Source organism: Bacillus sp. SD075 (assembly GCF_017355165.1).
In the GTDB taxonomy this organism is placed as follows: Bacteria; Bacillota; Bacilli; order Bacillales; family DSM-1321; genus Peribacillus.
This window is the reverse complement of the sequence record NZ_JADILK010000075.1, coordinates 1-11,453: the sequence shown is the minus strand read 5'-3', so window position 1 is coordinate 11,453 and position 11,453 is coordinate 1. Positions and strand designations below refer to the sequence as shown.

Below are 11,453 nucleotides of genomic sequence, written 5' to 3'. Positions count from 1 at the left end.
ACCTTTGGTCAAAATTTCAATGGGAATTTCAAAAGGGGTTCGGAATTTTTTAATTCCGAACCCCTTTTGTCTACAAACTGAAGCTGCCATAAAGGCAGCTCTGATCTTTGTTACCTATTGATGATTTCGGTATTAGGAATTCCCGCAAATCCTACTGGACACCATTACATAACCGGCCGATATTCTCAACTTCAACAACGACCTCATCCCCTGACTTGATCGGGCAGCTGCCAGATGGAGAACCCGTGGCCAAAATGTCACCGGGCTCCAGTGTCATCACCTGTGAAAGCCAGCTGATTAGAAACGGAATGCTTAGAGACATTTCATTGGTATTCCCGTCTTGGACAACGCGGCCGTTTAAAGTGGTCACAATCCGCAAATTAGTGGGATCTACCCCGGTAACGATGCACGGCCCCAAAGGTCCGAATGTATCAAACCCTTTGCCCCGTGTAAACTGTGGATCTTTTTTTGTAAGATCTCTTGCTGTGACATCATTAAATATCGTGCAACCAAATACATAATCAAGCGCATCTTCTTCTTTGATGTTTTTTCCGCGCTTTCCAATGACCAGGGCTACTTCCCCTTCAAGCTCCACTTGATTGGATAGCTCGTTTGGAGGAAGGATAATTTTCTCCTTGTCTGCAATAAGCGAAGATAATGGCTTTAAAAATAGAAATGGTTCAACAAGGTTTGCTTCTCCCCCCGTTTCCTTCGCATGACCTGCGTATGTCCAGCCGAAATTAACCACTTTTGAGGGTTTTACAGGTTCCAAAATTTTCACGTCACTATATTTCAGCTCTACCCCGTCATACTTTATTTCCTTGTTGACAAGTTCCTCAAAACTGCTAGACAGTTGTAATATCATCTCATCCTCAACAATACCGTAATGTATCTTGCCCTGTTGATTCTGATAGCGAACTATTTTTTGTGTTTTTTGTAGCACATGCATTATGAATAAACTCCTTTGATGATTAAGATTACCTCAGATAATATAAAATCCGGTTCTCCTATACTATAACATGCCTGTTCTTTTACGTGAAAAAAGAGCTCCCGTCGCAACTCCATCTTCAGCTGAACCGACCTTAGTTCAATAAGATTAAATTATTTAACTATGTATTTTATGGAACCACAATTTATTTATAATTTTATCTGTGTATTGCCTTATATTGGCTGCAACTTCACAACACCCTATTACCTTTAAAGTCTTGGTGCTTATTGATTATCTCAAAATATCAAAACTTTTGTACTGGTAATTCGTCCCTTATTCAGCTAACCTGCCTCGTTGAAAAAGGCCGCCTCAGTAACCCCCCTGCGGCTTTAGTTGCATTAAGAAAAAGCTTTATTCCCATAAAAAAAGTGCCAACTTCTCTTTAATAGAAATCAGCACTTCATTTATTCGCCATACGTTATCGTGCCGATTTAGGCGGTTGGCACACATCACATTTACGTTGGTTATTATTTTTAAATTTCTTAAATGTTTTTTCAAAATTGCTACCACATGTACATTTAAATAGTAACTTTTGAGAAAAACCGAGATATTCCGTCGTTAACAACTTACTTTCCGAATTGTTCTCAACAAATTCTTTAATTTTACCAATCGTCCATTGTTTATTCATTCTCTTACACCTCCATATTTTATCGTTAGGCGGAGGCTTTTCCTGGCATCCGTTCAAAAATAGTAATGATCGTGAGTTATTCATTATAACATGAGCAGGCACTCAATTAAACAATGGAGGGCATCTTATTAAACTAGCCTGCCCAGTTAGTTGCATTAAGAAAATGCTGCCTTGCCATGTCATAGCTTCGCTTGTTATACGAGATCTACGTCCCAACTAGCCTCAAACTTGATGATAAGGGAATAACACGAATACCTTTTGTCAAAAATAAAAATTGACAGGACACCAATTAAGGTCATATGATAAGGACACCAATTGGTGTCTTATTTTTAAGGAGCGGGGATTTTGAGCGAGAAAAATCAAGAGCGTGATGTTTATGTAGCCATTGCTGACCCAACAAGACGTAAATTGCTACGTTTGTTGGCAGATGCAGAAGAGTTACCTCTTCACGAATTAACGGGTCAATTTCAAATGGGGCGTACCGCTGTTTCTAAGCATTTGGCTATCCTTAAAGAAGCTGATCTAGTTTCTGACCGTAAAGTTGGTAGAGAAACAAGGTATCGATTAAAAGCAGCTCCCCTACAGGAAATTAAAGATTGGGTATCCTTTTACGAGAAATTTTGGAAAGATAAAGTGGCACTTTTAAAAAATTTATTAAGGGAGGAATAAATAATGGCAGAATTATCATTAGATTTTCAGTTTACAAGTTCAATTAATGAGGTGTGGAATGCATTAACAGATTCGGATACTCTTGCAAAATGGGTAATGGAAAATGATTTTAAACCAATCGTAGGGCATAAATGTCAATTCCGAAATGAGCAGTATAATTTAATTGTAGAATGTGAGGTATTAGTAGTGGACGAGCCTTATAAGCTATCTTACACATGGGTAGGTGGTCCGATAAACACTACAGTCACATGGACATTGAAGCAAGAGAGTGGAATAACCTACTTACGTCTTGAACAAACTGGATTCGAAAAAGAAGATCAAGCGTTTAATGGTGCGAAATATGGTTGGGCGAATATGATGGAAGAGCTAAAAAAAGTTTTAGAGAAAATGTAAGAACCTCTGACTCGTTATTGTGTTTAGCTTAACGAAGGAATAGGCAAAAGCAAACGGCTCAGTATAGGACTGAGCCGTTTGCTTTGAAAGACTAAATTTTGTGAATTAAGAGGATATTAATATGAAAATCAATCAATTAATTGCCAACAATATAAACTGTTTAGATGCCTTATTGCCGGTATATTAGGCAGGCTTCCGAAGGAAGGTCATGAAAAATGATTCAAGGTTAATGAATATTCAAGTAAACCCAAAAAGTGACAGAAAGAATTGGAGAGAGAATGATCATTCTTTACTGTCAGCTAATCGAAAATTGAAGAGGGGTTTTTCTTTATGACAAATAGCAAAAAGAATCGTAAGGTCGATGGATTTATAAAAAAAGCCAAAACGTGGAAGGAAGAATTTGAAACGTTGAGAAATATCGTTCTCGACTGTGAGCTGACCGAAGATATTAAGTGGATGCACCCTTGTTACATGTTCGAGGGAAAAAACATCGTTTTAATACATGGATTTAAAGAATATTGTGCGCTTATGTTTCACAAAGGTGCTTTGTTAAAGGATCCCCATGGGATTCTAATCCAACAAACGGAGAATTCACAGACGGCACGCCAGATTCGGTTCACCAATGTCCAAGAAATAGTTGAAATGGAATCCATCTTGAAAGCCTATATAAATGAAGCCATTGAAGTGGAAAAAGCCGGATTGGAAGTAAATTTTAAAAAGACTTCAGAATACACAATTCCTGAAGAATTGCAAAATAAATTCGATGAAATCCCTGCCTTGAAAACTTCCTTTGAAGCATTGACACCGGGACGTCAAAGGGCATACATTTTTTATTTTTCTAATGCCAAGCAATCCAAAACGCGAGCATCAAGAGTTGAAAAATATATGCAGCAAATTCTCGATGGAAAGGGATTAAATGATTAGTATATTCGATGAGAAAATAAAATAATCAGACTGTAAGAGCTCCCTCATTTTGAGTTCATTCGAACTTCTTTTTGGACTACAGGTAACACTCAATCAAATAATTTAAAATAGAAAAAACAAAAAAGTGATTATTAGAGTATAAGCAAACTAACGTATAACAGGCTAAGAAAAGAAAAATACTGCACACAAAAATGTACCTTTTGGCTTTTTGCTGAAAGGTATACTTTTCTTGAACTGAATATGTGGTTTTTAAGGACGAGGATAAATCTAAGTTATTCCATTAAAGGGCGCTTTAATGAAGGAACTAAAGCCTAATTTCCCGGTGTTAAAATCGAGAAATCAGGCTTTTTTATATTTGGATTTCCTTACCATTGTAAATCCGTATTTTCCTGATGTTAATTCCTTAGCCTAGAGAAAATCGGATTTTTTCCTCCCAAAATTCCCTTAGCGCATGTTTTCCGCGTTTTGTTGGTAGGACTCCATCGCCATCAAGCTAAACATACCAAAGGGTATAATGGTGGTGCGTTCTCATTAATTTTCTATGACTACACTAAAAATACGCAAGACAAATACACCTATTGAATAAGTATTTTAAAATATCATTATGCACGTTTGAGCTTTTGTGACATCGTACAATCATATACAACACCTAAAATATCAAAGACCGTTTTCTTCTCATATCGGTGAGATTTCCGTCCGTTTTTCTCCAAAAGGTAAAACAGATGGAGAAAAGTCGTTGATAGTTCTTGGGTGTCCTTTTGTAATCCTTGATAAAACAATAAATAATAGTCTTTTATCATATAGATAGATTTATATTCACTTAACTCCTTCTTTTTCTTGTCTAAAAGTAACTGACGCATTTTAAACATGGTAGTAAAATGCTAATCAGTTGGCCATACAAGTGACACTCTAAGCGTTCCCTCTTGACCCCTTTGCACTTGTCAATTTGAAAGAGAATTTCCATGTTTTAAATAGAATTTCAATCTGCCAACATAACGAATACAGGTCATGGATATGTTCCGTTGGAACTTCTTCTAAAGAAAGATTTGTAATATATACGTTCATTCCTCTTAATCGTTTGCTTCGGATTTATAGGTAATGCCCTTCTTCTTTTCTTTTTTTGCTTGTTCTATCAATCTTTTCTCTGTTTGTGCCTCAGTTAGTCGATGAATAACCACTCGGGCGGGGAGTTTTTGATACAGCCCAATGTATGCTTCTGAAATTTCGAGTGTTTGACCAGGTTGTAATTGATTCATAAGCTCTTCCGTGTCTAACTGAATAAAGAGAGTACCTTTCTTCACAGTCCCATTTCGAAAAAACTCTGGTTCATCGTTCTTACGATAGATACGAGAATTTAACTTCAAACGTGAGACATAGTAAGCACCTTCATCATTCATTTTCTGTAAGTCATGTAAGTCGAAATACCCTAAATCCCTTATGTATAAGTCTTTCGGTGGAATGATTTATAGACTCGTTGAACCGAAGGTTTTATCATTTTCTCTCCCTTCTCCTACATAAACGTGAAGAAACTTCCCACTCCATAAGTCATATTCAAGTTGGATTTTAACACCTGCGGTATGGCTGCTTCCGCCAGAACCTTGATAATGTGAGGAAAACTTATCTGGAAGTTGAAATGTTGTAGAATCTAGGATCCGAGTACGTTTAAAAGTCGTGGAGTATGGATGAAGTATTTCTTGTGTCGAATGCATTCTTTGAGTGAGAAGATTAGCTAGAACTTGTTGAAGAAACTGTACGGCTGAATCATTAAATCGTTGATTAAGCCATACACATAAAGCAAAAAAATACGGTCGTTTATGGTTACTTATCCATAACTAATGAATTAAATGATTTTTTTAATTTTGTTCAATAATTGGGCCAGATTTTGAATAAATTTTGACAATATGTTGTCATGGATTTTACAATGAAAATATATTCATTCATTATAAACCGAAAGGGGAATGATATATGCAAACTGGAGATTATAAATTTATAGTTGCAAAGGCGGATAAAATTGAGTTAGATGTAAGGACCCAAATTTCTGAAATTTTTGCAGAAGGCTTTACACAATGGCTTGGCTATTTTTCCAAAGATAAAAACACCATTGCAAAGGCTTTTGCTCACATGTTTGTTTTAGATCAATTTTATGTGGCTATAGCAAATGATAAAGTAGCTGGAATGACGGCATGTACGGACGGGAAAACCTTTTCGGTAAAATTAAATAAAAAAGAGCTGAGAAAGCACTTAGGTTTCTTCAAGGGAAGCATGGCAGGGATTTTTTTAAAGAAGGAATTTGAAGCCCCTTATGAAAATTTCCCTCCTAATACAGGCTCGATCGAATTTGTCGGAACAGCTCATGAATTTAAAGGGCAGGGTGTAGCCTCTCAAATCATCCAGTATATTTATGAAAATACGCCGTATAAGAGTTACGTCATTGAAGAGGTTGCCGATACGAATATTCCTGCGATGAAATTATATAAAAAGTTGGGTTTTGAAGAATACAAAAGAAAGCCTCTTCCGAAAAAGATGGCCAAGAAAAATGGAATCAATAATCTTTTGTCTTTGAAATATATGAAAAAGTAAAGATACATTTCTACTGGATGATGGGAAGAGCGAAATGGAGGAAGATTTCTTGCCTAGAACAAAAGAACAATATGAGGCAATGAGAACTGCAACGAGAAATAAAATTCATTCGGCTGCAATAAAACTATTCGCAATAAAAGGCTTTGCAGCTACCAGTGTTCAGGATATTGCAAAGGGTGCGGGAATTAGCATCGGGTTAATGTACCGACACTATAAAGCCAAAGAAGATTTATTTAATGAGTTAGTTTCCTTGGCTGCAACAGGATTAGAAAAAATCGTCGAAAAGTTTCAAGACGAAGAGTCTCCAATTGAATTAATACGACAGTTTACGCAGGAAATATTGAATGATCTTGAAAAAGATGATGCATTTGCAGAACTACTTATGCTTATGCACCAATCATCAACGATGGAAGAACCTTCTCCTCAAATTCAATATCTTAACGAACAGAGTGTAGCAATGTTAAATCAAACTGCCCGATTAATCAAAAAAGGTCAGAGCCTTGGCCAGTTTAAACAAGAAAATGCTTCGGAAATGGCATTTTATTATTTCGCTTCCTTACAAGGATTAGCTATAATAAAACTTACCATGAGAGAACGTTATATAACGCCAAGTCTAAAAATTGTAACAGAGTTTTTGATTAAGGATTATCGTGAATGAAGTAAAACGTGCCAATTTTCCATACTATCAGAAGATAACTTTGCTTGTTGAATTAGTTGCAAGGGTTCAACATATATAGAAACGGTGTTGCAACAACCATTATGAAATATATATTTTCCGTTCCTACCTTTAATGGTTTGTTTAGGTTTAGAGGCGCCCTATAAAATGGTTAGTTTTTTTTGTAGTCCTCAACAAAAGGGCGCTTTAATGAAGTAACTAAAGCCTAATTTCCCGGTGTTAAAAGCGAGAAATCAGGCTTTTTTATATTTGGATTTCCTTATCATTGTAAATCCGTATTTTCCTGTTGTTAATTCCTTAGCGTAGGGAAAATCGGGTTTTTTCCTCCCAAAATTCCCTTAGCGTATGTTTTCCGCGTTTTGTTAGCAGGACCTCTTATTGAAAAATGTTGACAAACTATTGGCTGGTTTAGTTAACATACAATATTTCACATACTACATAGGAAAAAGCCGCCCACCATTTGAGCGGCTCTTTATCATATTCCATTTTTGGCCTTCAGTGAAAATTTGAAAAGTTAGCTTATGGACTCCCCACCCGTCAAGTAAGGAGTTCTTTCTCTCCACTAAAAAGCGACGGGCAGGGATGTTAACCCCTGAGAACTCAGCATGAAATGCCAGTTGACGTTCTCCCGAGGGACGTTGAGCTGCAGGTTGGGCATGCGTCTCAGTAAGGTGGAAAACGCAACGTCTCCTTCAACACGGGCTAATGGCGCTCCCAAACACATATGGATGCCATGCCCAAAGGCCAGATGACGTTTCATTGCGCGCGTAATATCCAGCCCCTCTGGTTCCGTAAACTGGAGCTCATCCCGATTCGTTGATTTCAATACGGGAATAACCATATCCCCCTTTTTGATTTGCTGTCCTGCGAGCTCGATATCTTCAGTAGCAAAACGCGGTCCAGCGATTGTGGCGGGCCCATTGAAACGCAGCAGTTCTTCCACGGCCGCAGGAACCAGATTGAGGTCGACTTTTAGCTTCTCAAATTGCTCGGGATGATCCAGTAACATCAAAGTCCCCGTTGCAATCAGATTCGAGGTTGTCTCATGACCGGCAAAGATCAATAGTGAGATCATCGAGATTAGTTCTGCTTCGTCGAGTCGATCTCCCTCCTCTTCGATTGATACCAACTGGCTGATTAAGTCATCAGCAGGAAGCTGACGTTTGTCGGCCACAAGCTGCACGATATATTCCCCAAAGGCTCGAATCTGCTCTGCGACCCCGGGATCTTTCCTTCCTAGACCCAGTCCGTGCGCGATGGCCTCAGACCAGAACCGAATCTGTGCCTGGTCTGCTTGAGGCACTCCAAGCATGTCAGAAATGACGTTGATCGGTAAGGGATAGGCATAGTCCTTGACCAGATCCATCTCTCCTTTATCCTGTACCTGGTCAAGTAATTCTTCAGCAATTTTCTGGACGCGGGGGCGTAAGCTTTCCATATATTTGGGTGTAAAGGCTTTGGATACCAACCTGCGCAACCTTCGATGATCGGGTTCATCGACGGAAAGCATGGATTTTGCGTTAAGGAAGGTAGGGGGAGCAGATGGATCGGCATTGTTCTGCATGATATCACTGTTACCATTGATGGAGCCCCCATCTACAGTAAAGTGGGCATGATCCTTTAATACCTGCATTGCTTCTTCCATACGCGTGACCATCCATGTTTGGCCCTCTATCCCACCGATAGGGGACGGGATAGGAATAACGGCTCCCATTGTCCGCATCTTGGCGAATATCGGAAACGGGTTTTCAACACTTTTACCACTAAATACGTCCAATATAGATTTATCTGATATGTTTTGATCTGGATTTCCCATAACAACCTTCCTTTCTCCTTGTGCCCTTTATGGGTATGATCTGTTTCTTTAAATATTGTCCTATGTTCTCTGTTAACCTAAATACAATTTTCAAAAACCAACAGGATGATAATCTTTAGTGTTTATTTAACACCCCCTTAGAGTAAAACTAGGATATTTTTAAGCTTATTTTATATAGTTGATTTGCCTTCTAAATTCTTGCTGGCTTCTTTAAAATTATTGTTTTTTCTTCGGAAGCGTCCTTAACACGTTTTATAAAGAAGGAAAACAATAAACTGAAAATTCCGATGATAAGAATAACAAAATATGCATCATTTATCCCCTGGATGGAAGCTTCCATAACCATATGTTTTTGTGTTTCACCCTGTGCTCCTCCCGTGGCAAAGGCCTGAAGATGATTCTTTGTACTGTTTGTCATTACTGTCACAAGTAGTGCAGTACCTATTGCTCCCGCTACTTGCCTGATAGTGTTGGAAATAGCAGTGCCATGTGCATAAAGACTTGACGGCAATTGATTTAAACCTGCAGTCTGTATAGGCATAATCATCATCGCCATCCCAATACGGCGAAATGTAGACATCAGGATGAGAAACGTATAGCTGGTCGAGTCCGTCAAATCAATAAAGCCAAAGGTTGAGATGATAATAATGGCTATACCGATAATAGAAAGCCATTTCGCCCCAAACCGGTCGAAGAGCTTTCCAACTGCAGGACTTAGCAAGCCCATTAGAAGTGCCCCTGGAAGCATAAGCAAACCAGACTCCAATGCAGTAAAACCGCGGGCATTCTGAAGGTACAGAGGAAGTAGCATCATATCTGCATACATCATCATGGTAACACCTATATTAATAATGGTAGTCAAGGTAAACATATTGTATTTAAAGGCCCGGAGATCCAGTAGTGGATTCTGGGAGATCAGTTGCCGCCAAGTAAACAGGACAAGGGCCAGGATTCCTACAACTAGAGTAACAACTACCTCTGTACTTGACCAACCAGCATTGCCGGCTTCGCTGAAGCCATACATTAAAGCACCAAATCCTATGGTTGAAAGGACAACACTCATAACGTCCACCTTAGAAATGACAGGTTCTGATACATTTTTCAGATAAATAAACCCGCAGATGATGACAATAACGACAAATGGAATCATTCCGTAAAACATATATTGCCAAGGCAACGTCTCAAGAACATAACCGGTAAGAGTTGGTCCAATTGCAGGGGCAAAAATAATGGCTAACCCGACCGTACCCATAGCAGATCCTCTCTTCTCTGGAGTGAAAAGGGATAACACAACATTCATGAGTAAAGGCATAATAATTCCAGCACCGGCTGCTTGAATCAACCGCCCAGTCAGAAGTATAGGGAAACTGGTTGCGACTGCGGAAACAATCGTTCCGGCTAGAAAAATAATCATCGAACTTTGGAATAATTGACGGGTGGAAAATCTCTGGATTAAAAAGGCTGTGATAGGGATCAAAACCCCATTTACCAACATATAACCTGTTGTAAGCCACTGAGCTGTTGAAGCTTTAATAGTAAAATCATTCATTAATTCCGGAATGGCAACGCTCATGATTGTTTGATTAAACGTGGCAAGGAAAGCACCTATTATCAACACAAACATGATGGGTCCCTTTTTGATAGAATTTTGGATTGTTGCATTCTTACTCAATTTCATTCTTCCTTTCAGGCCAATCCTAGATTAAATTTACACTGTGTTGTATAATTTACACTGTATAAATGAGATTATAAGTACAATTTATAATGTTTTCAAGCTACAAAATTCCAAAAAGTGTAAATTAATTTACAAAAATAAGGTTTATGTTGTTTATCGAGAAGAAATACGACACAACGCTATGAAGTGTAGCTTACTATCTGATGAGAAAGGAAAGAGAATATGATGGAAAAGAAAAAGCATCACACAGACCCTCGAATACTTCGTACAAGACAATTAATTAAAGATGCATTTGTTGAATTACTTGAGGAAATGGATCTCCAAAAAATAACTGTTAATCGATTGGCTGAGAGAGCCACCATCAATCGAGTTACCTTTTATCTACATTATCGTGACATTCCAGATATGTTGGAAATGATGGCAGAGGATATGATTGACGACATTTCAACAATTTTTAGTAAAACACCAACAGACCAGACATCCCCTTACGAGAACAATTGGAAAATAATTGAAAATTTACTTGATCATATAGCTGAACATTCGAATTTTTATAAGAACCTTCTTGCTTCTAAGAAAGTTCCTATCTTTAGAGATCGTCTAACAATGTTTTTAAGGGAGAGGATAGTTACTAAGATAGAGGAAAGCGAAAGACGATCCCATGGAACTGAAATCCTAAAAGAAGATATATTGATATGGTATGAAACTTCCGCTTTAATAGGCACAATCGTTTCGTGGCTTCAAAATGATATGCCATATACACCAACTTTTCTAGCGAAACAATTCTCTTTGCTTCATCATAGGGGGGAAAAATGCAACTAAACCTTCGCTCTCTGTAGTATGGTTTCTAACTCTTTGTTATTAATAGATTACGCAAAAATGGTTACAAAAAGCCCAGATGGTTTTCCAACAATAACTGGCTTATTTTTAGTGGATTTTGGTATAAAAACCGGAATTAAAATTAAATTACTAACACACATAAAGTGTGTTTCCGTTCAGAAAACTGAACGGTTTTTTTCTTTATTTCATCATTTTCTCCCCCGTGCAACAAACTTTCTTCTTCAACTAACCTGCGCCGTTAGTTCCATAAGAAACTCCTATGGCGGC

Annotated in this window: 11 protein-coding genes and 1 pseudogene; 7 read left to right on the top strand and 5 right to left on the bottom strand. The window is 38.1% G+C overall.

Annotation, left to right across the window (positions count from 1 at the left end):
• Positions 1-151 precede the first annotated feature (151 nt).
• A complete protein-coding gene (locus IOC57_RS24600; protein WP_207441164.1) occupies positions 152-949 on the bottom strand; it encodes a fumarylacetoacetate hydrolase family protein in 798 nt (265 codons plus the stop codon).
• A 457-nt stretch (positions 950-1,406) separates the two neighbouring features.
• Entirely contained in the window at positions 1,407-1,616 is a 210-nt protein-coding gene (locus tag IOC57_RS24595; protein ID WP_207441162.1) for a hypothetical protein, read from the bottom strand.
• Between the two features lie 345 nt (positions 1,617-1,961).
• Between IOC57_RS24595 and IOC57_RS26225 the strand changes: the two genes are divergently transcribed.
• The 3 genes from IOC57_RS26225 (at position 1,962) to IOC57_RS24585 (ending at position 3,602) form a co-directional block, all read left to right on the top strand.
• A complete protein-coding gene (locus IOC57_RS26225) occupies positions 1,962-2,285 on the top strand; it encodes an ArsR/SmtB family transcription factor (RefSeq protein ID WP_286185170.1) in 324 nt (107 codons plus the stop codon).
• Positions 2,286-2,288: 3 nt separating this feature from the next.
• Positions 2,289-2,678, top strand: a complete 390-nt coding sequence (locus tag IOC57_RS26220; RefSeq protein WP_286185169.1) for an SRPBCC family protein — start codon at positions 2,289-2,291, stop codon at positions 2,676-2,678.
• A 330-nt stretch (positions 2,679-3,008) separates the two neighbouring features.
• Positions 3,009-3,602 carry a YdeI/OmpD-associated family protein gene (locus IOC57_RS24585; protein WP_207441160.1) on the top strand — a complete coding sequence of 198 codons (594 nt, stop codon included), beginning with the start codon at positions 3,009-3,011 and terminating at the stop codon, positions 3,600-3,602.
• A gap of 602 nt (positions 3,603-4,204) precedes the next feature.
• Here the strand turns inward: IOC57_RS24585 and IOC57_RS24580 are convergent.
• A pseudogene (locus tag IOC57_RS24580) lies at positions 4,205-5,383 on the bottom strand (IS4 family transposase); the annotation flags it as partial.
• Positions 5,384-5,567: 184 nt separating this feature from the next.
• Here IOC57_RS24580 and IOC57_RS24575 point away from each other — a divergent pair.
• Both IOC57_RS24575 and IOC57_RS24570 read left to right on the top strand, forming a co-directional pair.
• Complete coding sequence (locus tag IOC57_RS24575) at positions 5,568-6,182, top strand: GNAT family N-acetyltransferase (RefSeq protein WP_207441159.1); 615 nt, start codon at positions 5,568-5,570, stop codon at positions 6,180-6,182.
• A 34-nt stretch (positions 6,183-6,216) separates the two neighbouring features.
• The gene (locus tag IOC57_RS24570; protein WP_286185168.1) at positions 6,217-6,840 is read left to right on the top strand and encodes a TetR/AcrR family transcriptional regulator; all 624 of its coding nucleotides are present in this window, start codon (positions 6,217-6,219) and stop codon (positions 6,838-6,840) included.
• Positions 6,841-7,420: 580 nt separating this feature from the next.
• Here IOC57_RS24570 and IOC57_RS24565 read toward each other — a convergent pair.
• Together IOC57_RS24565 and IOC57_RS24560 are read right to left on the bottom strand one after the other, a co-directional pair.
• A complete protein-coding gene (locus IOC57_RS24565) occupies positions 7,421-8,674 on the bottom strand; it encodes a cytochrome P450 family protein (RefSeq protein ID WP_207441157.1) in 1,254 nt (417 codons plus the stop codon).
• A 190-nt stretch (positions 8,675-8,864) separates the two neighbouring features.
• Positions 8,865-10,298, bottom strand: coding sequence for a DHA2 family efflux MFS transporter permease subunit (locus IOC57_RS24560; RefSeq protein ID WP_286185171.1), 1,434 nt, complete (start codon positions 10,296-10,298; stop codon positions 8,865-8,867).
• A 276-nt stretch (positions 10,299-10,574) separates the two neighbouring features.
• Between IOC57_RS24560 and IOC57_RS24555 the strand changes: the two genes are divergently transcribed.
• Positions 10,575-11,168: a TetR/AcrR family transcriptional regulator gene (locus IOC57_RS24555; RefSeq protein ID WP_207441153.1), complete on the top strand. Its 594-nt coding sequence runs from the start codon at positions 10,575-10,577 to the stop codon at positions 11,166-11,168.
• Between the two features lie 33 nt (positions 11,169-11,201).
• Positions 11,202-11,453: hypothetical protein (locus IOC57_RS24550; protein WP_207441151.1), on the top strand; the 252-nt coding region annotated here is incomplete at its 3' end.

Excerpts from the sequence above, each read along its gene's own strand:
- IOC57_RS24570 (WP_286185168.1), top strand. The coding sequence starts at position 6,217 with ATGGAGGAAGATTTCTTGCCTAGAACAAAAGAACAATATGAGGCAATG.
- IOC57_RS26220 (WP_286185169.1), top strand. The coding sequence starts at position 2,289 with ATGGCAGAATTATCATTAGATTTTCAGTTTACAAGTTCAATTAATGAG.
- IOC57_RS24600 (WP_207441164.1), bottom strand. The coding sequence starts at position 949 with ATGCATGTGCTACAAAAAACACAAAAAATAGTTCGCTATCAGAATCAA.
- IOC57_RS24555 (WP_207441153.1), top strand. The coding sequence starts at position 10,575 with ATGGAAAAGAAAAAGCATCACACAGACCCTCGAATACTTCGTACAAGA.
- IOC57_RS24575 (WP_207441159.1), top strand. The coding sequence starts at position 5,568 with ATGCAAACTGGAGATTATAAATTTATAGTTGCAAAGGCGGATAAAATT.
- IOC57_RS24565 (WP_207441157.1), bottom strand. The coding sequence starts at position 8,674 with ATGGGAAATCCAGATCAAAACATATCAGATAAATCTATATTGGACGTA.
- IOC57_RS24585 (WP_207441160.1), top strand. The coding sequence starts at position 3,009 with ATGACAAATAGCAAAAAGAATCGTAAGGTCGATGGATTTATAAAAAAA.
- IOC57_RS24595 (WP_207441162.1), bottom strand. The coding sequence starts at position 1,616 with ATGAATAAACAATGGACGATTGGTAAAATTAAAGAATTTGTTGAGAAC.
- IOC57_RS24560 (WP_286185171.1), bottom strand. The coding sequence starts at position 10,298 with ATGTTTGTGTTGATAATAGGTGCTTTCCTTGCCACGTTTAATCAAACA.